General features: G+C 39.2%; 26 protein-coding genes. 25 read left to right on the plus strand and 1 reads right to left on the minus strand.

The features are described from left to right. Nucleotides 1-29: 29 nt before the first annotated feature. The 13 genes from FJQ98_RS07085 to FJQ98_RS07145 all read left to right on the plus strand — a co-directional run bounded on the left by FJQ98_RS07085 (nucleotide 30) and on the right by FJQ98_RS07145 (nucleotide 12,163). Nucleotides 30-566: an NUDIX domain-containing protein gene (locus FJQ98_RS07085; RefSeq protein ID WP_053594380.1), complete on the plus strand. Its 537-nt coding sequence runs from the start codon at nucleotides 30-32 to the stop codon at nucleotides 564-566. A 73-nt stretch (nucleotides 567-639) separates the two neighbouring features. Beyond that, on the plus strand, nucleotides 640-1,152 hold the full coding sequence (locus FJQ98_RS07090; protein WP_053594381.1) for a hypothetical protein: 513 nt from the start codon (nucleotides 640-642) through the stop codon (nucleotides 1,150-1,152). Nucleotides 1,153-1,467: 315 nt separating this feature from the next. Then, complete coding sequence (gene fur / locus FJQ98_RS07095; RefSeq protein ID WP_008174639.1) at nucleotides 1,468-1,932, plus strand: ferric iron uptake transcriptional regulator; 465 nt, start codon at nucleotides 1,468-1,470, stop codon at nucleotides 1,930-1,932. Nucleotides 1,933-2,095: 163 nt separating this feature from the next. Beyond that, entirely contained in the window at nucleotides 2,096-2,998 is a 903-nt protein-coding gene (gene xerD, locus FJQ98_RS07100; RefSeq protein WP_053594382.1) for a site-specific tyrosine recombinase XerD, read from the plus strand. A gap of 90 nt (nucleotides 2,999-3,088) precedes the next feature. Then, entirely contained in the window at nucleotides 3,089-4,270 is a 1,182-nt protein-coding gene (gene deoB / locus FJQ98_RS07105; RefSeq protein ID WP_053594383.1) for a phosphopentomutase, read from the plus strand. Between the two features lie 14 nt (nucleotides 4,271-4,284). Then, nucleotides 4,285-5,535, plus strand: coding sequence for a thymidine phosphorylase (locus tag FJQ98_RS07110; protein ID WP_053594384.1), 1,251 nt, complete (start codon nucleotides 4,285-4,287; stop codon nucleotides 5,533-5,535). A gap of 113 nt (nucleotides 5,536-5,648) precedes the next feature. Next, entirely contained in the window at nucleotides 5,649-5,993 is a 345-nt protein-coding gene (locus FJQ98_RS07115) for a hypothetical protein (protein WP_158003009.1), read from the plus strand. A 1,010-nt stretch (nucleotides 5,994-7,003) separates the two neighbouring features. After that, nucleotides 7,004-7,357, plus strand: coding sequence for an anti-sigma F factor antagonist (gene spoIIAA / locus FJQ98_RS07120; RefSeq protein ID WP_201406662.1), 354 nt, complete (start codon nucleotides 7,004-7,006; stop codon nucleotides 7,355-7,357). Beyond that, nucleotides 7,350-7,790 (plus strand): anti-sigma F factor, encoded by a 441-nt coding sequence (gene spoIIAB, locus FJQ98_RS07125; protein WP_053594387.1) that lies wholly within the window; start codon nucleotides 7,350-7,352, stop codon nucleotides 7,788-7,790. Before spoIIAA ends, spoIIAB begins: the two co-directional genes overlap by 8 nt. A gap of 10 nt (nucleotides 7,791-7,800) precedes the next feature. Next, a complete protein-coding gene (gene sigF / locus FJQ98_RS07130; RefSeq protein WP_053594388.1) occupies nucleotides 7,801-8,592 on the plus strand; it encodes an RNA polymerase sporulation sigma factor SigF in 792 nt (263 codons plus the stop codon). 15 nt (nucleotides 8,593-8,607) lie between these two features. Then, nucleotides 8,608-10,050 carry a spore germination protein gene (locus tag FJQ98_RS07135; RefSeq protein WP_053594389.1) on the plus strand — a complete coding sequence of 481 codons (1,443 nt, stop codon included), beginning with the start codon at nucleotides 8,608-8,610 and terminating at the stop codon, nucleotides 10,048-10,050. Nucleotides 10,051-10,269: 219 nt separating this feature from the next. Then, a complete protein-coding gene (gene lysA, locus FJQ98_RS07140; RefSeq protein WP_053594390.1) occupies nucleotides 10,270-11,589 on the plus strand; it encodes a diaminopimelate decarboxylase in 1,320 nt (439 codons plus the stop codon). 199 nt (nucleotides 11,590-11,788) lie between these two features. Beyond that, on the plus strand, nucleotides 11,789-12,163 hold the full coding sequence (locus tag FJQ98_RS07145) for a GNAT family N-acetyltransferase (RefSeq protein ID WP_053594391.1): 375 nt from the start codon (nucleotides 11,789-11,791) through the stop codon (nucleotides 12,161-12,163). Here the strand turns inward: FJQ98_RS07145 and FJQ98_RS07150 are convergent. Beyond that, the gene (locus FJQ98_RS07150) at nucleotides 12,157-12,663 is read right to left on the minus strand and encodes a DUF309 domain-containing protein (protein ID WP_053594392.1); all 507 of its coding nucleotides are present in this window, start codon (nucleotides 12,661-12,663) and stop codon (nucleotides 12,157-12,159) included. The genes FJQ98_RS07145 and FJQ98_RS07150 overlap by 7 nt on opposite strands. Before the next feature lie 55 nt (nucleotides 12,664-12,718). On the opposite strand from FJQ98_RS07150, the gene FJQ98_RS07155 reads away from it, so the two are divergent. The 12 genes from FJQ98_RS07155 (at nucleotide 12,719) to FJQ98_RS07210 (ending at nucleotide 25,477) form a co-directional block, all read left to right on the plus strand. Beyond that, nucleotides 12,719-13,498: a segregation/condensation protein A gene (locus FJQ98_RS07155; protein ID WP_053594393.1), complete on the plus strand. Its 780-nt coding sequence runs from the start codon at nucleotides 12,719-12,721 to the stop codon at nucleotides 13,496-13,498. Continuing rightward, nucleotides 13,470-14,063, plus strand: a complete 594-nt coding sequence (scpB, locus tag FJQ98_RS07160) for an SMC-Scp complex subunit ScpB (protein WP_053594394.1) — start codon at nucleotides 13,470-13,472, stop codon at nucleotides 14,061-14,063. The genes FJQ98_RS07155 and scpB overlap by 29 nt, the downstream gene beginning before the upstream one ends. 81 nt (nucleotides 14,064-14,144) lie before the next feature. Continuing rightward, a complete protein-coding gene (locus FJQ98_RS07165) occupies nucleotides 14,145-15,215 on the plus strand; it encodes a D-alanyl-D-alanine carboxypeptidase family protein (RefSeq protein ID WP_053594395.1) in 1,071 nt (356 codons plus the stop codon). A gap of 189 nt (nucleotides 15,216-15,404) precedes the next feature. After that, nucleotides 15,405-15,992: a hypothetical protein gene (locus FJQ98_RS07170; RefSeq protein ID WP_053594396.1), complete on the plus strand. Its 588-nt coding sequence runs from the start codon at nucleotides 15,405-15,407 to the stop codon at nucleotides 15,990-15,992. Nucleotides 15,993-16,432: 440 nt separating this feature from the next. Next, on the plus strand, nucleotides 16,433-17,164 hold the full coding sequence (locus FJQ98_RS07175) for a pseudouridine synthase (RefSeq protein WP_053594397.1): 732 nt from the start codon (nucleotides 16,433-16,435) through the stop codon (nucleotides 17,162-17,164). A gap of 327 nt (nucleotides 17,165-17,491) precedes the next feature. Further along, nucleotides 17,492-18,025: a thiol-disulfide oxidoreductase ResA gene (gene resA, locus FJQ98_RS07180; RefSeq protein ID WP_053594398.1), complete on the plus strand. Its 534-nt coding sequence runs from the start codon at nucleotides 17,492-17,494 to the stop codon at nucleotides 18,023-18,025. A gap of 13 nt (nucleotides 18,026-18,038) precedes the next feature. Continuing rightward, nucleotides 18,039-19,712, plus strand: a complete 1,674-nt coding sequence (resB, locus tag FJQ98_RS07185) for a cytochrome c biogenesis protein ResB (protein WP_053594399.1) — start codon at nucleotides 18,039-18,041, stop codon at nucleotides 19,710-19,712. Further along, nucleotides 19,709-20,896: a c-type cytochrome biogenesis protein CcsB gene (gene ccsB / locus FJQ98_RS07190; protein WP_053594400.1), complete on the plus strand. Its 1,188-nt coding sequence runs from the start codon at nucleotides 19,709-19,711 to the stop codon at nucleotides 20,894-20,896. The genes resB and ccsB overlap by 4 nt, the downstream gene beginning before the upstream one ends. Nucleotides 20,897-21,078: 182 nt before the next feature. Next, the gene (locus FJQ98_RS07195) at nucleotides 21,079-21,795 is read left to right on the plus strand and encodes a response regulator transcription factor (protein ID WP_049668637.1); all 717 of its coding nucleotides are present in this window, start codon (nucleotides 21,079-21,081) and stop codon (nucleotides 21,793-21,795) included. Next, nucleotides 21,788-23,563, plus strand: a complete 1,776-nt coding sequence (locus tag FJQ98_RS07200; protein WP_053594401.1) for an ATP-binding protein — start codon at nucleotides 21,788-21,790, stop codon at nucleotides 23,561-23,563. Before FJQ98_RS07195 ends, FJQ98_RS07200 begins: the two co-directional genes overlap by 8 nt. A gap of 85 nt (nucleotides 23,564-23,648) precedes the next feature. After that, nucleotides 23,649-24,182, plus strand: a complete 534-nt coding sequence (gene sigX, locus FJQ98_RS07205; protein WP_053594402.1) for an RNA polymerase sigma factor SigX — start codon at nucleotides 23,649-23,651, stop codon at nucleotides 24,180-24,182. Beyond that, the gene (locus tag FJQ98_RS07210; protein ID WP_053594403.1) at nucleotides 24,179-25,477 is read left to right on the plus strand and encodes a hypothetical protein; all 1,299 of its coding nucleotides are present in this window, start codon (nucleotides 24,179-24,181) and stop codon (nucleotides 25,475-25,477) included. Before sigX ends, FJQ98_RS07210 begins: the two co-directional genes overlap by 4 nt. The last annotated feature ends 160 nt before the right edge of the window (nucleotides 25,478-25,637 follow it).

The raw sequence follows: 25,637 nt of genomic DNA on the forward strand, positions 1-25,637 counted from the left end.
TATCTGAAGAACAAGCGAGGTTATCGTCAATGAAAAAGTTTGAGGAAAAAACGATAAAGACTACATCCATTTATGATGGGAAAATTGTGAAGCTACAGATTGATGATGTCACTTTACCGGATGGTAATGTTGCAAAAAGGGAAATTATTAAGCATCCAGGTGCAGTAGCAGTGATTGCTGTTACTGATGAAGGCAAATTAGTATTGGTGGAGCAATATCGTAAAGCTTTAGAGCGTTCCATTATTGAAATTCCAGCTGGTAAGCTTGAACCTGGTGAGGAGCCGCTTGTTACAGCACGTCGTGAATTAGAGGAAGAAACGGGTTACGGTGCACAGAGCTTTACTTTTTTACAGGCGTTTGCAACATCCCCGGGCTTCGCAGATGAGATCATTCATCTATTTGTGGCAAAAGATTTATATAAAATTGAAAACAAAGCAGATTTAGATGAGGATGAGTTTGTCGAATTATTAGAAGTTTCGTTGGAAGAGGCTCATCAAATGGTTGCAGACGAGCGTATATATGACGCCAAGACAGCGTTTGCAGTACTTTGGCTTGCGGCACAATAAGAAAATAATCTTTAGCATAATAGAGACGGACGAGCATAAGCTGTACAAACCTTGATAGAAAAGGAGCATGTTTATGTCTCGTACGGTGTCTATATTTTATCACGCATCCATTATAGCTATGAGTTTCGTTTGTGGTGTTATCTTCTTTCATATTATTGGTGGGCCGAATGCAGAGCCTTTTATTTTATTTATAGAGCCTCGTTTAGCAGATGGGGACAGGCATTCTATATTTCGTTTAGTATTACCCGTTGCTGTTTCAATAGCTCTTGTGCTATTGCTTGCAACACATAGTGTCTTGAAGGTTTTAGTGCGAGTAACAGTGGCGATACGTGCAACCTTTTTTGGCTTTAGCTCGGTTTTTTTATTACAAAAACTTGAAGCTATTTGGGTTTATTCGATTTGGTGGTTTCCATTTCAGCTTATCTATTGTATATTGTTGCTAGTCCTATGCAATTTACTTGTACCCGCTTGGTCAAAGCGAAAAATCGGGAAAAATGTACATGGTCGGACAATTTTGTTGAATTTTATCGCATTTTTCATCATAATAGTGGCTGAGTTTATCGTTATTTCTTATGTATTAAATTGATAAATACAATATGAAAGTTGCTCATCACCAAAAGTTGTGGATGACATTTGTTAAAACATATTAAGTTGATTGGAGTGAATACTGGACGACTCCTTGGGGATTAGCGTCACAGATGAGACCCTGGACCGAAGCGGCTCATCGAACGCCCTCAGGGAAGCGCCCAGTCGGAACAGAAATCAACCAAATGTTATGGTGATGAGCTACGAAAATTTAGCATCAGGTAAAAACATACAAAAGCATATTTGAAATCTACTCACTATCTTGTAATAGGATTTACTCCTTTGGTATAATGGAAAGAGTTTAGGGGGGCGTCACATGGAGAGCCGAATTGATCGTATAAAAAAACAGTTGCATAGTGCTAGTTATAAGCTGACGCCGCAGCGAGAAGCAACAGTTGCTGTACTGCTTGAGCACGAGGAAGACCACCTAAGTGCAGAAGATGTTTACCTTTTAGTAAAAGAAAAGGCACCAGAAATTGGTCTTGCTACTGTCTATAGAACGTTAGAGTTACTAACTGAGCTCAAAATTGTCGACAAAATCAACTTTGGCGATGGCGTTTCGCGCTATGATTTACGCCAAGAGGGAGCTGCGCATTTCCACCATCATCTTGTCTGTATCGAATGCGGTGCGGTTGATGAAATTCAGGAAGATTTACTTGAAGATGTGGAAGCCGTTGTTGAAAAACGTTGGAACTTTATCATAAAGGATCACCGACTAACTTTCCACGGCATTTGCTGGCGCTGTCATGATAAAAACGACGAATCGAATGAAGAAAATTAACGAGAAACTGTCTGTTTTAATCTTAAAGATTGAATCGGGCAGTTTTTTGTTTTGTTGGAATAAGACTTTTAACGTAATAGCTTGGACTAGTAGGGGGACGTTTTAGCACAATTCTAATAGCCGTGCTAAAATAGAGAATAATTGACAGTAGGAGGGCGTTGTGATGAATGAATTTCAATATGCAATAGAGGATTATATCCATTTTATCCAAGTAGAACGGCAGTTATCCGATAATACATTAGCATCCTATCGCCGAGACTTAGAAAACTATGTGAATTTTTTGCAGGAAGTGGCGGCAATGTCTGATTTTAATAAAGTAGAAAGAACGACCATTTTACGTCATTTAGAGCAGTTACGTATGCAAGGAAAGACAAGTCGTACTGTGGCCCGCCATATATCCTCCATTCGTAGTTTCCATCAATTTTTACTTAGAGAAAAGCGAGCAGAAACAGATCCGACAGTTCATTTAGAAATGCCAACCATTGAGCAAAAGCTACCAAATGTTCTTTCTATTGAAGAAATTGAAGCTTTACTAGCGGCACCAAATCGCGGCAAGCCACAGGGCATCAGGGACGTGGCAATGCTAGAGCTATTATATGGCTCAGGGATGCGCATTAGTGAGCTGATTGCGTTGGATTTAGCTGATATTCACCTAACGATGGGCTTTGTCCGCGTTTTTGGTAAGGGAGGCAAGGAGCGTATCATTCCCCTTGGAAAAAGCGCTCTTTCTGCATTAAGTAATTATTTAGGTGGTGCACGGAGTCAATTACAAGGAAAATATCCAAAAACAGATGCTTTTTTTATCAATCAAAGAGGAAAACGTTTAACAAGGCAGGGTTGTTGGAAATTAATGAAGGAGCATGCTTTAAAAGCAGGCATTAAACATGAATTAACGCCACATACATTACGTCATTCTTTTGCAACACATTTAGTGGAGAACGGTGCGGATTTACGAGCAGTACAAGAGATGCTTGGACATGCCGATATTTCCACAACACAAATTTATACGCATATTAGTAAAACACGACTATCAGAAGTTTATAAGCAATTCCATCCACGAGCTTAAGAGAGAAAATTATATGTTAGTCGGAGGTCTGACCTTTATTTTTCGCTTTTTTTTGGTAAAATAGAGACAAGAGATTAGGAGGCAACAATTATGAATAAACCATTTAAAAAAATCCATGTCGTAGTATTGGACTCAGTTGGTATTGGTGAAGCTCCAGACGCAGCGAACTTTGGAGATGTAGGCTCACATACTCTCGGACATATCGCTGAAAAAATGAATGGGCTTACAATGCCACATATGGAGTCTTTCGGCTTAGCGAACATTGAACCATTACAAGGTATGAAGGCTACTGACGAACCTAAAGCATACTACGGAAAAATGCAAGAAGCATCTGTTGGTAAAGATACGATGACAGGGCATTGGGAAATCATGGGGTTGAATATCGATAAACCATTTAAGGTGTATCCTGAGGGATTCCCAGCTGAGCTTATTGCAGAGCTTGAAAAACGTACAGGCCATAAAGTGCTGTGCAATAAACCTGCGAGCGGGACACAAGTAATCGAGGACTTTGGCAAGGAGCATATGGAGACAGGAGCAATTATTGTCTATACATCTGCTGACCCTGTTTTGCAAATTGCTGCACATGAAGAAATTATTCCATTAGACGAACTATATAAAATTTGTGAAATTGCTCGTGAGTTAACATTACAACCAGAATATTTAGTTGGCCGTGTTATTGCTCGTCCATTTATCGGTACGCCAGGAAACTTCACACGTACATCTAATCGCCATGACTATGCGTTAAAGCCATTTGGTCGTACAACGATGAATGTCTTAAAGGATGCAGGCTTAGATGTTATAGCAATCGGAAAAATTTCTGACATTTTCAACGGCGAAGGTGTCACAGATGCAGTACGTACGAAAAATAATACGGATGGTATGGATAAGGTTGCAGAAGTAGTGCGTCGTGATTTCCATGGTATAAGCTTCTTAAACTTAGTGGACTTTGATGCGAATTTTGGACATCGTCGTGACCCACTAGGTTATGGTAACGCACTACAAGAATTCGATGCGCGTTTACCAGAAATTACTGAAGCGATGACAGAAGACGATTTACTAATCATTACGGCAGACCACGGAAATGATCCAACATTCCCTGGGACAGACCATACACGTGAATATGTACCGTTAATTGTTTATTCACCACGCTTTAATGGTGGTAGTGAGCTAGCACTTCGTGAAACTTTTGCAGATATTGCAGCAACAGTTGCAGAAAACTTCAAGGTAGAAGCACCAAAGTTTGGTAAAAGCTTCTTAAATGATCTGAAGTAAGGGGGATTATTGATATGAATATGGCACAGCTATTTGAAAAGAAGAAGCAAGGCAAGGAGCTATCACAGGCTGAAATTCAGTATTTTATAGAGGGCTACACTACTGGTGCAATCCCTGATTATCAAGCAAGTTCCCTACTAATGGCAATTCGTTTATTGGGCATGACATATGATGAAACATTTTATTTAACAAAAGCAATGATAGAATCTGGAGATGTTATTGATTTATCATCTATTGAAGGTTTTAAAATTGATAAACACTCGACAGGTGGTGTAGGCGATAAAGTTACACTAATTGTCACTCCGATAATTGCTGCACTAGATATTCCAGTGGCGAAATTTAGTGGTAAGGGTCTAGGCATTACAGGTGGTACAATCGATAAATTAGAATCGATTCGTGGCTTTAAAACGGAGCTTTCATCACAGGAATTCATCGACAATGTCAATAAACATAAAATTGCGGTTGCTGGTCAAACAGGCAATCTTGTACCAGCTGACAAAAAATTGTATGCATTGCGAGATGTGACGGGTACTGTCGATTCAATACCTCTTATTGCCGCGTCTATCATGAGTAAGAAAATAGCAAGTGGTGCAGACGGCATTGTACTTGATGTGAAATGTGGCTCTGGTGCATTTATGAAGACAGAAGAAGAAGCGCAAGTTTTAGCTGATACGATGACGGCAATCGGTGAAAAGCTAGGACGTAAAGTAGTCGCACATATTAGTGATATGGATAATCCGCTAGGTAAAATGATTGGTAATAAGCTTGAAGTAGTAGAAGCATTTGCTTTACTAAGTGGACGTATGGACGAAACACATGTGGATCTACTAGAGGAATGTATCATTATCTCTTCGCTTATGTACCAAGTTGCAGCAGGAGTGAATGAGGCCGAAGCAACAGCAGCGGTTAAACGAGTGCTAGAAGATGGTTCAGCAGCTGCAAAATTTGAAGAATTTATCGTTGCACAAGGTGGCGATTTAGCAGATATTGTACAAAAAGACACAGCAAATAAAGTAGCTGTCAAAGCACCTACTGAAGGCACGGTAGAAACGATTAATGCACTATTGATCGGGGAAGCAAGTGTTGGTCTTGGTGCAGGTCGATTAACAAAGGAATCTGAACTTGATTATGATGCTGGTATTCACTTGATTGCCAAAAAGGGCGACCATGTTCGTGCTGACGAGACGATTGCTTACTTATATTCAAATCGTGAAATCGATGAGGAAACAATCGAAAAAGTACAGAAGGCTTATACAATTGCATAAATAATACGAATACGAAGCGAGAACTCTCTTTGAGAAGGGGGGTTCTCGCTTTTTTTTATTCTGAAAGCAGGGCGCCGGAAAGAAAAGCTAAAGCGACGGAAAGAAGGGCCGAAGTGACGGAAAGAAGGCAGAGCGACGGAAAGAAGGGCCGAAGTGACGGAAAGAAGGCAGAGCGACGGAAAGAAGAGCCGAAGCGACGGAAAGAAGGCAGAGCGACGGAAAGAAGAGCCGAAGCGACGGAAAGAAGAGCCGAAGTGACGGAAAGAAGAGCCGAAGCGACGGAAAGAAGAGTTAAAGTGACGGAAAGAAGGGCCGAAGTGACGGAAAGAAGGCAGAGCGACGGAAAGAAGGGCCAAAGCGACGGAAAGAAGGGCCGAAGCGACGGAAAGAAGGCGGAGCGACGGAAAGAAGGGCCGAAGCGACGGAAAGAAGGTAGAGCGACGGAAAGAAGGGCATAAGCGACGGAAGAAGAGCCGAAGTGACGGAAAGAAAAGTTAAAGTGACGGAAAGAAGTCAGAGCGACGGAATAGAAGGGCCGAAGCGACGGAAAGGAAGGCAGAGCGACGGAAAGAAGAGTCAAAGTGACGGAAAGAAAAGTTAAAGTGACGGAAAGAAGTCAGAGCGACGGAATAGAAGGGCCGAAGCGACGGAAAGGAAGGCAGAGCGACGGAAAGAAGGGTCGAAGCGACGAATAGAAGAGTCGAAGTGACGGAAAGAAGGCAGAGCGACGAAAAGAAAAGCTAAAGCGACGGAAAGAAGAGCCGAAGTGACGGAAAGAAGGCAGAGCGACGGAAAGAAGAGCCGAAGTGACGGAAAGAAGGCAGAGCGACGGAAAGAAGAGCCGAAGCGACGGAAAGAAGGTAGAGCGATGGAAAGAAAAGCTAAAGCGACGGAAAGAAGGGCATAAGCGCCGGAAAGAAGAGTCGAAGTGACGGAAAGAAGGCAGAGCGACGGAAAGAAAAGCTAAAGCGACGGAAAGAAGAGCCGAAGTGACGGAAAGAAGGGCCGAAGCGCCGGAAAGAAGGGCCGAAGCGACGGAAAGAAGAGCCAAAGCGACGGAAAGAAGGCAGAGCGACGGAAAGAAGGGTCGAAGCGACGGAAAGAAAAGCTAAAGCGACGGAAAGAAGGGCATAAGCGACGGAAAGAAGAGCCGAAGCGACGGAAAGAGGGGCCGAAGCGACGGAAATAAGGCAGAGCGACGGAAAGAAAAGCTAAAGCGACGGATAGACTATCAAACAGACAGAGAGACTGCCAATAATTTGATTACATTTATAGCGCTTAATAATAATTCTTGTGAAAAATGTATGCCACGTTTAAAAAATGTTGATTTATCCCATACTGCATTTAAACCTAAAAAAGCTATAAGAATGTCGATTTGACACTATTTCGGAAGACTTTGCACTAGTTCTGTCAGCCGCAAGGATTCACCACTTTGGATGTGGAATTGCACGAGGAGGAGGCGATGTTCATGCATTTTCAATTAGAGATGGTAACAAGGGAGACAGTAGTTATACGTTTATTTGGGGAGCTCGATCATCATGCAGTAGAGCAAATTCGAGCTAAAATTTCTACAGCAATTTTTCAGGGCGCTGTAACGACCATCATTTGGAACTTAGAGGGCTTTTCCTTTATGGATAGTTCAGGTGTAGGTTTGGTGCTTGGTCGAATGCGTGAGTTAGAGGCAGTCGCTGGACGAACAATTTTATTGAATCCATCGCCGACAATGCGCAAAGTATTTCAGTTTTCAGGTTTAGGGCCGTGGATGATGGATGCAACAGAAGAAGAAGCGATTGATCGAGTTAGGGGGATTGTAAATGGATAACGAAATGACATTAACTTTTTTAGCAATTAGTGAAAATGAAGCCTTAGCGCGTGTAGCTGTGACAGGCTTTATCGCACAATTAGATCCAACAATTGATGAGCTATCCGAATTTAAAACGGTTGTCTCAGAGGCTGTTTCCAATGCTATTATTCACGGTTATGAAGAGAATGGTAAGGGTGTTATTACAGTTCGTGCAAAACGTGAGGATGATATTGTAACCGTGTCTGTTATGGATAAAGGTATTGGCATTGAGGATGTAAGTCGAGCTATGGAGCCGTTATTTACGACGAAAAGTGCGATGGAACGTTCAGGTATGGGCTTTACCATTATGGATAGTTTTTCAGATCAGTTGACAGTAATGTCCAAGTGGCAAGAAGGTACAACTGTCACGTTTACGAAGAAATTTTACTCGGTTCGCACACCGGTAATGTGAGGGTGCGATTGTGAAGCCGCTAGAACAGTCGTCCGATAAGCTATTGTCACAGGAAGAAATGCGAGATTTAATTGCACGTGCACAGCAGGGCGATCATGAGGCTCGTAAACGAATGATTGAGGGGAATACGAGGCTTGTGTGGTCTATCGTCCAACGCTTTACAAGTAGGGGGGTAGAGCTCGAGGATTTATTCCAAATTGGCTGCATAGGACTCATGAAGTCTGTGGATAAATTCGATCTAACGTATGATGTAAAGTTTTCGACATATGCTGTACCAATGATCATCGGTGAAATTCAGCGCTTTCTAAGGGACGATGGCATGGTGAAGGTTAGCCGATCTATTCGTGAGCTTAATTTTAAAATTCGCCATGCAACCGATGAATTCATTAAAAATAATGAGCATCCACCAACTATTCATGAATTAGCACAGGTTCTTGGTGTCACAACTGAGGAGATTGTAACAGCTTCAGATGCATTGAGAGATCCTGCTTCCTTACATGAGCAATTGTATGAGAGTGAAGGGGATTCTATTACATTAATGGATCAGATGAAGGACGAAAAATCCGAGCAGCCATTTGACTATATTCCACTAAAAGAGGTGCTCACAAGACTTGAGCCTAGAGAGCAATCCATTATTTATTTACGATATTTCTCAGATTGTACCCAAACTGAAATTGCGAACAGGCTCGGCATATCACAAGTTCAGGTATCACGATTAGAGAAAAAAATTCTTGCCCAATTGAAAAATTGGATGGCTACAAGTGCCACAGTTGAAGAGGAAGAAGTAAAAAAAGACATTTAAGAAAATGGTGACAGCATGACAGATAAACTATTTAACAGCTTAGAAGAAGCCGAAAATTTTCTTAAAGAACAATTTGGTGACGGCGAATCATTTGACGTAATTGTTAAGCATTTATTTGTCAAAGATTTGCCGGTCCTTTGCGCATATATAAGCGGACTTGTAGATAGTGTAGTGTTAACGCAATTACTCTCTAATATGTTGCCTGATGAGGACATTGATATTGAGGATGAAAAGGAGTATTTTGAAGCAATTTTCAATTACCAAGGCCGTTCGGAGGAAACCAAACGTGAAGCCTTTTTATTATCCATATTAAGCGGACAAGTAAGCTTCGTCACTAAAAGTGGTTACGGCTATGTTGCCGAGATTCGAAATTACCCGGGGCGCTCACCAGAGGAGCCTGATAATGAAAAGGTAATTCGTGGATCTAGGGACGGCTTTATTGAAGGTATTTCACAAAATACTGCTTTGATTCGTCGGCGAATTCGCAATAGTAATTTACGTTTCGAGCTACATAAAATATCCGAAATCGGTCAAACCGATGTCGCACTAGCGTTTATAAAGGGTATTGCCAATGATGAAATGCTCGATAAATTGCGACAGCGCCTTGGGCAAATTCACCATGATGGCTTGACAATGGCTGATAAATCACTAGAGGAATGGTTGTTTAAACAAAAGTTCCATCCAGTTCCTTTTGTACGTTATACGGAACGACCGGATATTACCGCTGCGCATTTACTTGAGGGCCATGTAGCCATTATTGTCGATACGTCTCCCTCTGTCATTGTTGTCCCTGCAACAGTTTTTCATTTACTGCAACATGCTGAGGAGTATAGGCAGGCACCAGCAGTCGGAACCTTTGTCCGTTTTATGCGCTATTTTGGAGCAATTATGGGTTTATTATTATTGCCTTTATGGTATTTATTTGCAACGCACGGGATATTTTTACCAGATGCGTTATCCTTTTTAGGTGCAAAGGAAAAATCACATATCCCACTTTTACTACAAGTACTTATTGGAGATGTTGGGATAGAATTTTTGAGGATGGCCGCCATTCATACCCCATCTCCATTATCCACTGCGATGGGGTTAGTTGCCGGTGTAATTATTGGTCAGATTGCTATTGATGTTGGGGTATTCTCGCCAGAAGTAGTGTTATATACAGCCGTTTCAGCTATTCTGACATTTATTATTCCGTCTTATGAGCTAAGTATCTCCATTAAACTCTTTAGACTAGTGTTGTTAATAATGACTGGAATTTGGGGAGTTAATGGGTTATTTATCGGGTTTTTTATATTATTTACGTATTTATGTTCATTACGTCCGATGCAAGCGCCATATTTGTGGCCACTTATTCCGTTCTTTCCAAATGCGATGCTTCGCGTACTTGTACGTTTCCCAATGACAGCAGATGCATTAAGACCTTATGTAGTCGATTCCAAACAGCGAAAAAGATCATAGGAGCCGTTGCACTCGTTTTTTTCATGTGATAAAGTTCACATATAGTATTTTGTGATTTTTGCAAAAATTATCTTCATTCAGCAAAAGGTTCGCCAAGATAATATGTCGAATGTAGTAATACCTCTAAAAAAGGATAGTAGACTAATATTGCTACGTCCATTCTAAAATTGAGGTGCAATTTATCACAAGATGGAACGATGTGAAAAGGGAGAGATGCACATGCATTTATATGGAACACAAGCGATTTCTGAAGATGGTCATTTAACGATTGGACAGGTAGATACACTAGAGCTTGCAAAAGAGTATGGTACACCTTTATTTGTGTATGATACAGCGCTTATTCGTAAGCGTGCTCGCGGCTTTATTGATACGTTTAAAAAACTAGGTGTAAAAGCAGAAGTAGCTTATGCTTCTAAAGCATTTGCATGTGTAGCTGTGTACCAATTAGCGGCAGAAGAAAATCTATCTTTAGATGTTGTCTCAGGTGGAGAATTATTTACAGCTTTAAAAGCTGGATTCCCTACAGAACGCATTCATTTCCATGGCAATAATAAAAGCATTGCTGAATTAGAATTAGCCTTTGACTCGAAAATTGGTTGTATTGTCGTGGATAACTTCTATGAAATTCAGCTTTTACAAGAAATTTCAGAGCGCCGTCAACAAAAAATGCGTATTTTACTACGTGTCACACCAGGTGTTGAGGCACATACGCATGATTTTATTACGACAGGTCAAGCGGATTCTAAATTTGGCTTCGACTTAAATAATGGTCAAGCAGATGAAGCTTTCCGACAAACTTTTAACCATGAATACCTAGAGCTTCTAGGGCTACACTGCCATATTGGCTCTCAAATTTTTGACACAGCTGGCTTTGGCTTAGCAGGAGAAAAATTAATTGATAAAATTTCTGATTGGAACAAGACTCACGATTTTACATGTACTGTGTTAAACTTAGGAGGGGGCTTCGGAATTCGTTATACTGAGGAAGATGCACCGCTTGAGCCACAAGTATATGTAGAGGATATGATTACGGTTGTTAAGAACAAAGCGACTGTACTTGGTCTAACTATGCCTGAAATTTGGATCGAACCAGGACGATCACTTGTAGGCGATGCAGGAACATCACTTTATACAATTGGTTCACAAAAAACAGTACCCAATGTTCGTAAATATATTGCTGTTGATGGTGGCATGAGTGATAATATCCGTCCGGCATTATATGATGCGAAGTATGAGGCGGTCATTGCAAGTAAAGCAAATGAATCAAAAAGTGAAACATATACAGTGGCTGGTAAACTTTGTGAATCAGGCGATAAATTAATTATTGATGCTAAGCTTCAGGAAGCAGCTTCTGGAGATGTGCTAGCAATTTTCTGTACAGGTGCTTATGGATATTCTATGGCGAGTAACTACAACCGTGTGCCACGACCAGCAGTTGTATTTGTAGAAAATGGCGAGCATCAATTAGCGATTCGACGCGAAAGTTATGAAGATATTGTACAAAACGATCTCCCGCTAACGTTAAAAAAGGGTGAGTAAATTTGAGAAAAAACAAATGGGTATTACTAGCGTCCATGTCAACTTTTATTTTGTTGTGGGGCGTTGTTTATTGGGTATTGGCGTCTAAAGGTATTCTCGGACCTGGTTCGTAAGACAGAAATTGACTTGCGGTAAAAGTACAAATCGTGTAGGATAGTCAAAGATTATGTACAGCTAGAAAAAGAGGGAATAGACAAATATGTTAATTCGATATAAGAAAGCTTTCGAGAAAATAGCAATGGGGCTACTCTCGTTTATGCCTAACGAAAAAGACATAAAGAAGCTCAAAGAGACAATCCACTCCTATGAAAATGAAGATAATTGGGTATTATATTTATGGAAAAAGAACGATGAGTATGTTGGCATTGTTGGACTTATAACAGACAGTAATAATATAGCTACGATTCAACACGTTTCCGTTGTCCCTTCTTATAGAGGTGAAGGTGTTGCGAAGGAAATGCTACAGGAAGTAGCAGAACTTGGCCAGTACGAAAGTGTGCGTGCGACAGAGGAAACGCGTAAATTTGTTCAAAAATGTATAAATTGTATCGATGAAGAAGCAGACGATCATTGACGTCTGCTTTTTCTTTGTTTGCTTTCTTGTCGCTCTGTAAGAATATGTGAGCGATCTCGAAGCATATGTTTATGAAGAAGATAGTTAGAGCTACTTGATGGTAAAAGCTGTATGCGAGCAAATACTAATTCCTCCAATACGGGCGAAAGTGGAAGCTGAAATGCTTGGAAGGACTTGCCTATTTGGATGGCAGAAAGTGCATCTGATAGTTGTATTAGTAGTTTATCGTAGTCAATTTCGTCAAAAAAAATATGCCCGATATTATATTGAAAATTATGGAGTGCTTTTTCTAAGATTCGTGCAGCGCCTATATAATTGTCACGTCGCCAATGATATAGACCTGTTGCGAGCTGTACGTATCCAACAAGAGGGTGCTTTTTATCACCGGGAGCAATATCCTTCCAGAATTCCTCAAGTACTTCATGGCATTCAAAAAAATCTTGATTACCATTGAAGTAGGCACAGTAATCGATAAATAAAGTATGATGCTGTGGATGCATTTTGGACTCCTTTCCACTATACTAAAAGAACATAGAATCTCAGGGTGGTAAAACAATGTCGTATGAAGTAAAATTAGAAGCCTTTTCAGGGCCTCTTGATTTATTATTGCATTTAATTCACAGATTGGAAATTGATATTTATGATATCCCAATGGCTGAAATTACTCAACAATATATCGACCATATACATGCTATGCAGGTACTGGAGTTAAATGAGGCTAGTGAATATTTAGTGATGGCTGCAACATTATTGGCCATTAAAAGTCGTATGCTCCTGCCAATTCATGAAGGTGAGCTTGAAGATGCCGAATTAGAAGTCGACGGCCCAGACCCTCGTGAAGAACTTGTGCAACGTTTAATAGAGTATAAGAAATATAAAGAAGCAGCGAGTAGCCTGCAAGAGCTTGAAACAGATCGAGCACAGGTATTTACACGGCCACCAGCAGATTTATCAGAGTTAGCATCAGATGAGCAAATGGCGTTATTTGATTTGAACGTCAACATCTTTGACATGCTTGGGGCCTTCCAAAAACTGATGCGTCGAAAAAAATTGAAAAAACCACTAAGGACAACTGTAGCGAGACAAGAACGCTCAGTGAAGGATCAAATGCGTTCAGTTGTCGATACATTACGATCTACAGGTGGACGTGCATCATTTTTCGAGCTTTTTCCCTATGAAGATAAGCCAACGCTTATTCTGACGTTTTTATCTCTTCTTGAATTGATGAAACGTCAGGTCGTCATCGTAGAGCAAAATGGTAACTTTGAAGAATTATCAGTTACCTTACAGAAGGAGGAATGGGATGATGACGAAAACAATGATGCTACAGAGTAGAATAGAAGCCCTATTATTTGTTGTTGGAGACGATGGCTTAACTATTAAACAATTATCACAACTTTTGGGCGAACCGGAAGAGTTAGTCGTACAGGCAATGGAAGAGCTGCGTACAACATCTGAAGAAGATTTAGCTAGAGGTATTACTGTAAAAGAAATAGCTGGAGTTTATCAGCTCATAACAAAATCTGAACTTGCAGATACCATTCAAAGATTAGTAGAAAATCCAACTGTTCAATCATTATCGCAAGCCTCACTCGAGGTGCTTGCTATTGTGGCTTACAAACAGCCAATTACACGTGTAGCAATTGAGGATTTACGCGGTGTGAAATGTGAAAGACCAATACAAACGCTCGCTTCTAGAGGTTTAGTCAAGGAAGTTGGTCGCTCAGAAGGGACAGGACGTGCAATCTTATATGGCACAACAAAAGAATTCTTAAACTACTTTGGTTTAAATAGTATAGAAGAAATGCCACCTTTACCTGACGAAGAATTAGTTGAAACAGAGCAAGAAACAGATTTATTTATGACGAAATTCCAAGAAACCTTTAGTGGGGTAAAGTAGATGAGCAAGATGGTATAATGCTTTGCTTGAAACATAAATATATTTTATATTTTTCTATTACTTTAAATAAGGAGTGGCTCGTTGCTTCGGTTAGTACGTTTAATATTGTTCATGATAGTCGTGGTAATGTTAATGCTTCCACAAACCAGTTTAGCACGAGGTGGTAGCGGATATGCTGTCTTAGATGGGGATACGGGCCGTGTTTTATTAGGATCGAATAGTGATGCACGGTTACCAATTGCTAGCTTAACAAAAATTTGGACAGCACTCGTTGCTATTGAAAATAGCAATCTTCAAGATGAAGTGGTTATTTCACCGAGGGCTGCAATGGCGGAGGGCTCATCAATTTACTTGCAGGCAGGTGAAACAGTTACGGTAGAAACACTGTTATATGGTTTGATGCTACGCTCCGGGAATGACGCAGCAACAGCTTTAGCAGAGCATGCCGGGGGATCAGTAGAAGGATTTGTAAAGTTAATGAATGAGCGAGCCGTTGTTGCTGGTCTCACAAATACTGTATTTATGAACCCGTCTGGCTTGCACCATGATGAGCATTTATCGTCAGCGAGAGATACTGCTGAGATGCTGAGAATTGCTCTTCAAAATAAAACTTTTAAGAAGATTGCCTCAACAGTTCTATTTCGTGCCAATACTGAAAACGGGATGTTATGGGAAAATAAGCACCGATTATTACGAGAAGGGTCAGGGGTTGCTATCGACATAGACGATGAGACACAACAACCTGTTAGTGCATTAAAATCAGCAAAAGGTTCAGCATTTGCCGGAAAAACAGGCTTTACAAAGGTGGCTGGTCGGACCCTTGCAACCGCCTTCCAAAAGGACGGGCAAACCTGTATTGTTGTCACTTTGAATGAATCAGATGACTGGAATGTTCATCGGGGCTTAGCCAACAAGGTTTGGCAAGATTACAGCCTTGAGACTGTAGTGAAAAAAGGTAAATATAAAGTCAATAAAAACCTTTCCATTCGTTTAGAGCAACCAATAAGTTTGCAGTTAAATAAAGAAGAAAAAGAAAGTGTAAGGCAAGTGTTACATGTTTCTAGAAAACGTAAGGAAGGCGTTTTATCCATCTTTATCGGTGAAGAGCGTATTTATGCAAGGCCAGTATCAGTTGAATCAGCGGATCGTTAAAAGCGATACGCTGATTTTTCTTTGTTACGCCATTCAGGATAATGTTTGTGGGTTTAGAGCATAAACTATAGCGTGTAAAACGAATTAGATGTAATTAACAAATGAGATGGAATTTGGTAAAATAAATCAGGGTGACAGTTAAAATTAAAATTCTGAATTTTCGAATGTTAACGGGGGGGGGAAGTATTTATGACTACTGAATCAAACAGTAAGCAATACCAATTAGGGGTAATAATAATTTTATTTTTGTCTAGCTTTATCGCTCCCTTTATCTTTTTATACCCTATTCAAGAGTTGTTCTATCGACCTAAGGAATACTATTTTTTCGATACTTTTTATCAAGCATATATTATATTAATAATAGTTTTGATTGTGTTGGCAGTCATGTTATTAGTCAATTTTTTAGTGACTCCTAAAACAAAAAAAAGGAAGAATATTCAACGAGGAATTATGGGGACATCGTTTGTAATTGCTGGTGCATTCATATTTTTATGTATTAATAACTATCAATATATTGATACAAAAGGAATTCACATGAATCATTTTTTTAGTTTGCAAGAAGATTACATAAGTTGGGAAGATATTGTGAAGGTTGAACAAACTATTGTAGAAAAAAATGGTGTAAGTTTACCAGATAAATTGATTTTCACATTACAAGATGGTTCTACAATTGAACAAACTTTAACAACAAAGTTATCAAGTGTGAAAAAATTCATTAATAAAGAATTAAATAACTATGGACTTAAAATAGAAAATAAATATAGTGAAACTGAGTAATGATGAAGAGCTGCCCAAAATGGTGGCTTTTTATGTTTTAAAAAACTTTTAAAAGAGATTGCTATTTGATGAAAAGTAATGAGAAGATTTGATTAAAATTAGACCATCACTAAAAGTTGGGGATGATCGTTTGTTCAAACGTATGCCGTTTATCTAAGTTGATTTCCGTTCCGGTTGAACGCACCCAGCCGGAACGGAAATCGATCCCACATTTTGGTGATGACCCTTAAAATTCAGGTACAAGTTATCCAAAAACTAGCTGATGAAAACTATTTCAAATAATCAAATTACTTACGCATAATTAGTTTTTCTTTAATAATGTATAAAAGTATGACATAATTTTCACAGATTAGCGGGAAAAATAACCTTATTCATCATATGCGAATAAGGTTTAAAGTTTGGTGTCTATGCCAATGTGAATGAAAACTAGAGGTGAAAGAATGGAAAGATTACAAAAGGTCATTGCGTATGCAGGTGTTGCGTCAAGACGTAAGGCGGAGCAATTGATTTTAGAAGGTAAAGTAAAAGTGAACGGAGTCGTAGTGCGTGAGTTAGGTACAAAGGTTTCCAACTCAGATACGATAGAAGTAGAAGGCGTGAAGCTTGAGAAAGAGGATAAGGTTTATTATTTACTATATAAACCACGTGCAACGATATCAGCTGTAACAGACGACAAAGGACGCAAAACTGTCACAGATTTGTTTAAGTATATTCCACAACGTATTTTCCCAGTTGGCCGTCTTGATTATGATACATCTGGCTTGTTGTTGTTGACAAATGATGGGGAATTTTCCTATATGCTGACACATCCGAAGTTTAAGATCGACAAAACTTATATTGCTCGTGTCAAAGGTATTCCAACGATCGAAGGTTTAAAAAAGCTTCAACGCGGAATTAAACTAGAAGACGGCAAAACAGCTCCAGCAAAAGTTAGTATGACTTCTTTTGATGAAAAAGCAGGTAAGGCGATTTGTGAGATTACTATTCATGAAGGGCGAAATCGTCAAGTGCGTCGCATGTTTGAGGCAATCGGTACTCCAGTTGTTAAACTGAAACGCGAGCGCTTTGCCTTTTTAGATTTATTTGGACTAGCGCCGGGGGAATATCGTGAATTAACAAAGCATGAAGTGAAGCAATTGCGAGTGTTAGCGGAGACAGGGCAAATCGGATAATTAGCATTTTCTATGAGAAAGTGAAATACTGCTATGTGTAATAGTAATGTTTTCACTTTCTTATTAGTGAAATCGTTCATAAATCATTCATAATTATTAGCTAAGCGTTTGTGTTTCATTTTGCTATAATAGGTGAGAATAGTACACCTAGATAAGTTTCGTCCTGATGAAATCGTTTCCATAATTTATCAGGAGGTGTTTGGCGCAACCGAATGACAAACATAAATGTGGTAAATTAGACGATAAAATCTATACATATGAATGTTTGTATGAAAAGCTTAGCGTCAATTGAAACTCTAAGCCGTAATAGATAGGGGGGTTATTAACTTGGAGAAAAAGAAAAAACGTCTCGTCATTCGTACCATTATTTTGGCGGTTTTAGTATTAGCAATTGGTTACACGGTATACGGAACAGCGACAAAGGATAAAGTAGAGTTAATAGCAGTAGGCTCTAAAGCACCAGACTTCACGTTAGTAGATTTAAACGGTGAGAAACATAAACTTTCTGATTATAAAGGGCAGGGAGTATTTTTGAACTTCTGGGGAACTTGGTGTAAGCCATGTGAGAAGGAAATGCCTGCAATGGACCGTCAGTATAAAGTCTTTAAAGATCAAGGTGTACAAACATTGGCTGTCAATATTGCACAAACAGATTTTGAAGTACAGAATTTTGTCGATAGATACGATTTAACGTTCCCAGTAGTTATTGACAAAACGAAAAGCGTTATGACTGCCTACAATGTAGGTCAATTACCTGCAACACTCCTTATTGATCCAGATGGTAAGGTAGCCAAAATTATTACTGGTGAAATGACGGAGGGAAATATTGCTTCGTACATGGAATTAGTGAAGCCAAAATAAGGAGAAAATGACTATGGAAAACATCATTTGTGCTTGTGGTCATAGTAACCCATATGGCACGAAGCTTTGTGAGAAATGTGGTCGTCCTTTAACTGAGGAAGGTAAGCAGACAAAAGTTGTTGATATGCGCTACGATGGAACGGCGATTCGTTCAAAAACGTATAATAAAACAGTCATCGATAAAATTTGGAATTTCTTCTCGAATGTAAAAGTCGGGATTGCTCTCATTATTATAACGTTGGTCTCTGCGTCAATCGGGACAATCCTACCGCAAGAAATTTATGTAAATGCACCAGATGCTGGAAAAGCGGAGTATTATGAGAAAGTGTATGGTTGGTTTGGCAAACTCTATAATTATTTAGGACTTTCTGATTTGTATAGCACTTGGTGGTTCCAAATTTTAGTGGGAATGCTTGCGACATCTATTATTGTTGCGAGTTTAGACCGCGGCATCCCATTGCATAAGTCTCTGAAAAATCAACGAGTTAAACGTCATGAGAGTTTCATGAAGCGTCAACGTATCGTCGCAGAAGGACAAGTGCTAAACCCTGACGAAACACTTGATAAAGTTGAACAAAAAATGACTGAATTAAAATATCATGTTCGTCGTGATGGAAGTGCATTGTTAGCAGAGCGCGGCCGTTTTGCTCGGTATGGTCCATACATAAATCATGTCGGTCTCATTATCTTTTTAGCAGGTGTTATGTTGCGTTTAGTACCTGGTTTTCATGTGGATGAGACGATTTGGATACGTGAAGGTGAGACACGAGCTATACCAGGTATGGATGGTTATTTTGTAAAAAATAATAAATTTATTTTGGAAACCCATGACAATAAGCCGCAGGGCGAGCAAGAGAGTCAAGGTGTAAATGTTGTGGCGAAAAACTTTCAAACAGACGTCACATTATACAAACAACCTGAGGGTTCTCTTCCGGGAGACTTAGACAATCTTGAAAAGGTGAGAGATTACTCTATTCGTGTCAATCATCCATTAAAAGAAAGCGGTTTTGCGCTGTATCAAATGAATTATCGACTTAACGAATTGAAGCAGATGAATTTTAATTTAGTGAATAAAGGAACTGACGAATCATTTGGTCAAATTGAAATTGATTTAACGAATCCTAAAAAAGAATATGATTTAGGGAATGGTTCATCAGTACAGATACTTGTTTATACACCAGATTTTGATGGTTTTGAAAATGGTGAACCACAGACAAAAACATCAATACCAAATAATCCAGCATTTTTATTTAAAATGACCACACCAGAAACTCCAAAAGGTGAAGTAAGCTTTGTACAAATCATGCAACAACCACTTGAACCACTTGGAGAAAACAAATATAGAATGAAATTTGCTGGTGCAGAAACACGTAATACAGCAAACTTTACAATTCGTAAAGATAGTACGATACCAATTTTATTTGTAGGTGGTATTATTTTCATGATTGGTGTAGTGATTGGCTCGTATTGGAATCATCGACGTTTATGGTTACAGATTGAGTCAGATGGCCGAGTGTTGATGGCTGCCCATGTAAATAAAAATATGTTCAGTATGAAAAAGGATTTAGATGCTGTTTCTACATTTGCTGATCTACCACCATATAAAGATCAGTTAGAAAAGATAGAAGATGTTGGGAAGTCCACAAAGCGAGGCACTAAAGAAAAGGAAGGTGACAACACCTTATGAGTTTGATTGACATAAGTGGAAACCTGTTATATGTAGCGTTTGTAGCCTACTTAGTTGCAACTTTATTTTTTGGTGGTTCGATAAAGCAATCGAATGCTACAGGCAAGAATACTGATAAATGGGGCAAGCTTGCTATTGTTATAACAATTATTGGTTTCCTATCGCAGCTTGGTTATTTTATTACTCGTTGGATTCATACAGGGCATGCACCTGTTAGTAATATGTTTGAATTTACGACTGCGTTTGGGATGTTCATTGTTGCGGCATTCATTTTAATTTATTTTATTTATCGCGTGACAGCTCTAGGTTTAGTGGCATTACCTGTGGCGCTATTAATTATTGCCTATGCGGCGATGTTCCCGAACGAGGTTAGTCCTTTAGTGCCGTCTTTACAAAGTCACTGGCTAACAATTCATGTTATTACAGCTGCTTTAGGTCAATCGATTTTAGCGATTAGTGCAGTAGCAGGACTGATTTATTTATTAAAAGTAGTTGATTTAACGAAGCCTTCTAAACAACGTTTCTGGTTAGAAGCGGTCATGTTCTTCCTTGTAGTAGTCGTTGGTTTCGTAGTTGCTACATCAATATTTAATATGATGGATTACGAATCTACATATACTTACGTTGATAAAGAAGGTAGTGAACGTGAAATTACCTACAAAATGGCGCCGGTATTTGGTATGAATGAATATAAGGCAGTAGAAGAACATGGCATGTCTCCATTAGTAGAAATGCCTCCACTTATTAATGCGAAGAAATTAACAACGGTTGTTTGGTCATTATTAGTAGGATCTGTTTTATACTTATTAATCCGTTTAATTGCACGACGTCGAATTAGCGCGATATTCCAACCTTTTGTCAAACGAGTAAATTTACAATTAGTTGATGAAATCGGTTATCGTTCAGTGTTAATTGGTTTCCCAGTATTTACATTAGGGGCTTTAATCTTTGCGATGATTTGGGCACAACTTGCGTGGAGTCGTTTCTGGGGATGGGATCCAAAAGAAGTGTGGGCGCTTATTACATGGTTATTCTATGCAGCATTCCTACATTTACGTTTATCAAAAGGATGGGAAGGCCAAAAATCTGCTTGGTTAGCATTAATTGGTTTCGGAATAATCTTGTTTAACTTAATTGCTGTTAACTTAATTCTTGCAGGTTTACACTCATACGCTGCAGGATAACTAAGACGAATATCCATTTGATAAAAACTGATTAATTTGAGCACATATGAGATTTTCTACGTCGCTAGTATTTGAAAGAAAAGCCTTCTTGCTGTGGCAAGAAGGCTTTCTTTTCTTTTCAATATGTGCTGTACCATGTACAATAGAAGGTAGAGAAAGATTAGAAGAGAGGGATCGTGAAAGTGTCAGAAAATATTTCAGTATTAGTAGTAGATGACGAGGATCGTATTCGACGCTTATTAAAAATGTATTTAGAGCGAGAAGGATACCTTGTTGACGAAGCAGAAAATGGTGAACAAGCGATCGAAAAATCTTTAGAAAAAGAGTATCACTGTATCTTACTAGATATTATGATGCCTGAAAAAGACGGGCTCGAAGTATGTGCGGAAATCCGCGAACGAGCAGCAACACCGATTATTTTATTAACTGCCAAAGGCGAGGAAGCAAATCGAGTACAAGGTTTTGAGCTTGGTGCAGATGATTATATTGTAAAACCATTTAGTCCTCGTGAGGTTGTGTTACGTGTGAAGGCTATATTACGTCGTTCACAAGCATTCTCACCTTCGACAAATGCATCTTCTTCAAAAGATTTAGTTGTGTTTCAACATTTAATGATCGATCACGATGCGCACCGTGTAACAGCAGAGGGTATTGAAGTAAATTTAACGCCTAAAGAGTATGAATTACTTTATTTCCTAGCGAAATCACCAGACAAAGTATTTGACCGTGAACAATTACTAAAAGAAGTTTGGCATTATGATTTCTTTGGCGATTTACGTACAGTTGACACACATGTTAAACGTCTACGTGAAAAGCTCAACCGTGTATCTGAAAACGCTGCAAAGATGATCGTTACTGTATGGGGCGTTGGCTACAAATTTGAGGTTGTCAATGAATAGAATATGGAATAGTGTTGTCGGGAAGCTATGGGTAACCATATTGCTTCTCGTTTCATTTGTATTGTTTGTTTTCACGGTTCTAATGCTCGAGTTTCTTCAAAATTACCATATGCAGCAAGCAGAGAGTTCCTTGCGTCAAACAGCAGCAACCGTTGCTAGTATAGTAGATGATAATGAAACAGCTGAGTCGACTTCAGAATTATTAAAAGATATTTTACCTGAAAGTACGAATGCGCTTATTGCAACGAGTCATGATGTAGTATCATTTGCTTTGCAGGAAGGTGTAAATAAAAAAGAAATCCAGGATATGATTTTAGCCAATAAATCATTCCATGAAATTTTTCAATCAGATGAACCGATTACTAAGGAAATGATGATGCCGTCTTCTACAGACAAGGAAACAATGGAATCGTATGTTGTGCTCGGTTTCCCGCTAAATGTGGAAAATGCAGTGCACGGAGCTGTCTTTATTTATCAAAGTCCAGATGCACTACATAAAACATCGAAAGAAACGACGAAAATTGTCTTTCTGTCTGCTTTCATTGCCTTTGTGTTGACGACATTCTTTGCGTTTTTCCTTTCATCACGTATTACGTCACCATTGCGTAAAATGCGTGAATTAGCGTTTGAGATTTCTAAAGGAAATTTTGAAGCGAAAATGCCGACTACACAAAACGATGAAATCGGCCAGCTTGCTGTTGCCTTCAATCAAATGGGACGTCAATTGAAACACAATCTAGAAGTGATCAATCAAGAAAATGAACAGCTATCAAATATATTGACATCGATGACAGACGCGGTCATTACGTTTAATCGTGATCGTACAATATTATTAAGTAACCCACCGGCAGAGCGTTTAATGCAAACGTGGTTTGTTAATAAGGGCTCACAAAGTGCGAAACCGATTCCGCCAGAGCTTTATCATATGCTCGATCATGTGTTGATGTTTGAGGATAAGCTTGAAGAAGAAATTGAGATGGATGGAAGTTACTATACGTTTACGATTAGCCCTCTTTATAGTGAGGAATCGATACGTGGAGCTGTTGCAGTTATTCGTGATATGACAGAGCAGCATCGCTTAGAAAAACTGCGTTCAGACTTTATTGCCAATGTATCTCATGAGCTACGGACGCCAATTTCGATGCTTCAAGGCTATTCAGAGGCCTTAATGGATGATGATTTTATTCAGGATCAAGAAGAACGTAATGAGATTACAAAAATTATTTACGATGAATCGAAGCGTATGGGACGCCTCGTAACAGATTTATTAGACCTTGCGCGTATGGAATCAGGGCATATGACGTTATACAAAGATGAGCTTCCAATTAATTCTATATTTGAACGTATTACTCAAAAATTTGCACAGGTTGCAAAAGAGAAGCATGTTAGTCTGATATTTGACAGTGAATTTAATGATGAAGCTACGATTAGTATAGATGAGGATCGGATTGAACAAGTGTTAACGAATTTAGTTGATAATGCTCTTCGTCATACAGATGAAGGGTCAGTAACAGTGAAGGTTGAGCAAGAGCCTACCTTTGCAAAAATATCTGTCCAAGATACAGGACATGGAATTCCACAAGAGGACTTACCATATGTCTTTGAACGTTTCTATAAAGCAGATAAGGCACGTACGCGTTCTAAAGGCGGAACTGGCCTAGGTTTAGCTATTGCTAGAAATATTGTCAAGGCACATTCAGGTAATATTATGGTAGATAGTGTGCTGAAAGAGGGGACTACCTTCACGTTTTATTTACCATTCGATTAATATCATCGTACTATAGTGGTATTAATTGGCTGTAACTTCTGTGAACGTTTAGACGACAAATATAATAGAACGGGGGTGGAGTGCTTTGAATGACTCCGTGTTCCATCGACTATACGATGCATATCATCAAGACGTGTTCCAGTTTCTTATTTATTTAGTAAAAAACCGTACACTTGCTGAGGATTTAGCGCACGAGGTTTATGTACGCGTATTGCGCTCATATGATCAGTTTGCAGGAAATAGCAGCGAAAAGACATGGCTTTTTGCTATTGCTAAAAATGTCGCCATTGATCATTTTAGAAAGCAGGCTGTACGCCAAAAACATTCACTTGATTTTTTTGACTGGGAAACGGAACAGCTACATTCAACCACACCATCACCGGAAGATATGCTACAGGCCAGTGATGAATTTATGCAGGTACAATCAGCACTTGAAAACTGTACAGGCGACCAAAAAATGGTCATTATTATGCGCTACTTTCAAGATTTATCGATTACGGAAACAGCGCAAATACTAGATTGGACTGAAGCGAAGGTAAAAACCACTCAGCATCGTGCCATTAAATTTTTAAGGCAACAGCTACAACAGGTTAGAGAACAGGAGGCGAAACGGCAGTGACACATAACCAATTTGATGATGACCAACTGGAACATGTATTGAATAATGCCCCTAAGCTTTCTGACCGCCGTTCGAAAGAAGAAGTGTTAAATCGATTGTTGGCAGATGCTCGCTTGCAGGATAATGGCCATCTTCAAGAAGCCTTACAACAAAAAGATGACGAAATAACATCGCAAGAGCAACAGCATAGTATCCATCCGCAACAAGAGAGTACCGAGACAGCAACAAAGCAGAAAGTCCGTAAATGGCCAATCTTTACGAGTGTTGCAGCTGTTTGCGCCCTAACTGTGCTTGTAGGCTCTATGTTCATGAATAATAATGATGCAAATATGGACCAAGCTAATGCTCCTGAAACTTCTCAATATTCTACAATGCAGGATAATCGTGCAGCAAATAGCTCAGTCAACCATGACAATTTTATGGACTCCAACATAGTAGCGGAACATTCACGGATTATGTCTCTACGATCATCTGTTTATGATGAAGATTTAACAGATGCAGTAGTGTTCCGTATTGGTTTGGCAAATCGTGATAAGGAAAGTGTGCCGATGACATATATCATTCCAAATGAACGAGTTGCTACTGATTTTGGGAAGAAAAAGCCTACAACATTACAAATGTATGAAAAGTATGCGCCTCAAATTGATGAGGAAGAAAAGGGTTTTACTAACTATCATCCATATAAGGGAGAGCTAAAGGAGAAGGACGATAAACTGGTTCATGTATTGCCGAAGAAAAATGACTATGATGTCGCGTCGGCAGATACTAGCGAATATAAAGGGACATTACAGGATACATTCTCAGATTCAGAGTATAAAGATATTGAGTTTGAAAATCAGGATGGTACAGCATACGAGTTTTCCAAGGAAGAAGAGTCAAGTAAGCCTATGGAATTAACAAGCTCAAATCATTTTAATTATTATTTATATAAAGATGAAAATGGAACTGAGTATTTATCGCCTGATTCTCGCAAAACTTATCCCACTGTAACAGAAGCTCTTACCGTTATGCGAAATAAAAATGATGATGTATACGTTCCGGTAGTACCTGAAAATATAACATACTCTGTGACTGAGGTAGCAGAAGGCGTTATTGTTACATTTAATGAGCCACTTGATTTAACGACAATGGATGCGGTTCGTGCAACTCAATTAATTGAAGCGATGATGCTCACTGCTGCAAGCTTTGATAAACAAATACGTCTAGACAATGTTGTACAGGAGAGCTGGGAAGGATTTGATTTAAAAAACTTTTTGCCAAAACCTGTGGGAGCCAATAAACAATATATGCCATAAATAGCATGATGCTAAATTTGGACAAATGGATGCATGGAATTTAATAAGTAAATTTTTGGAGCATTTTCGCCATTGTCTGTGCGTGAATGCTCCTTTTAGTTAATGGTGCTTTTAGCGAGTATCGGTAAATCATACAAATCTAATCGGATTTTTTTGAGCA

It is taken from the genome of Lysinibacillus agricola, from assembly GCF_016638705.1.
GTDB classification, from domain to species: Bacteria; Bacillota; Bacilli; order Bacillales_A; family Planococcaceae; genus Lysinibacillus; species Lysinibacillus agricola.

Coding starts and splice junctions, on each gene's coding strand:
- FJQ98_RS07085 (WP_053594380.1), top strand. CDS start 30: ATGAAAAAGTTTGAGGAAAAAACGATAAAGACTACATCCATTTATGAT.
- FJQ98_RS07090 (WP_053594381.1), top strand. CDS start 640: ATGTCTCGTACGGTGTCTATATTTTATCACGCATCCATTATAGCTATG.
- fur (WP_008174639.1), top strand. CDS start 1,468: ATGGAGAGCCGAATTGATCGTATAAAAAAACAGTTGCATAGTGCTAGT.
- xerD (WP_053594382.1), top strand. CDS start 2,096: ATGAATGAATTTCAATATGCAATAGAGGATTATATCCATTTTATCCAA.
- deoB (WP_053594383.1), top strand. CDS start 3,089: ATGAATAAACCATTTAAAAAAATCCATGTCGTAGTATTGGACTCAGTT.
- FJQ98_RS07110 (WP_053594384.1), top strand. CDS start 4,285: ATGAATATGGCACAGCTATTTGAAAAGAAGAAGCAAGGCAAGGAGCTA.
- spoIIAA (WP_201406662.1), top strand. CDS start 7,004: ATGCATTTTCAATTAGAGATGGTAACAAGGGAGACAGTAGTTATACGT.
- spoIIAB (WP_053594387.1), top strand. CDS start 7,350: ATGGATAACGAAATGACATTAACTTTTTTAGCAATTAGTGAAAATGAA.
- FJQ98_RS07135 (WP_053594389.1), top strand. CDS start 8,608: ATGACAGATAAACTATTTAACAGCTTAGAAGAAGCCGAAAATTTTCTT.
- lysA (WP_053594390.1), top strand. CDS start 10,270: ATGCATTTATATGGAACACAAGCGATTTCTGAAGATGGTCATTTAACG.
- FJQ98_RS07145 (WP_053594391.1), top strand. CDS start 11,789: ATGTTAATTCGATATAAGAAAGCTTTCGAGAAAATAGCAATGGGGCTA.
- FJQ98_RS07150 (WP_053594392.1), bottom strand. CDS start 12,663: ATGCATCCACAGCATCATACTTTATTTATCGATTACTGTGCCTACTTC.
- FJQ98_RS07155 (WP_053594393.1), top strand. CDS start 12,719: ATGTCGTATGAAGTAAAATTAGAAGCCTTTTCAGGGCCTCTTGATTTA.
- scpB (WP_053594394.1), top strand. CDS start 13,470: ATGACGAAAACAATGATGCTACAGAGTAGAATAGAAGCCCTATTATTT.
- FJQ98_RS07170 (WP_053594396.1), top strand. CDS start 15,405: ATGACTACTGAATCAAACAGTAAGCAATACCAATTAGGGGTAATAATA.
- FJQ98_RS07175 (WP_053594397.1), top strand. CDS start 16,433: ATGGAAAGATTACAAAAGGTCATTGCGTATGCAGGTGTTGCGTCAAGA.
- resB (WP_053594399.1), top strand. CDS start 18,039: ATGGAAAACATCATTTGTGCTTGTGGTCATAGTAACCCATATGGCACG.
- ccsB (WP_053594400.1), top strand. CDS start 19,709: ATGAGTTTGATTGACATAAGTGGAAACCTGTTATATGTAGCGTTTGTA.
- FJQ98_RS07200 (WP_053594401.1), top strand. CDS start 21,788: ATGAATAGAATATGGAATAGTGTTGTCGGGAAGCTATGGGTAACCATA.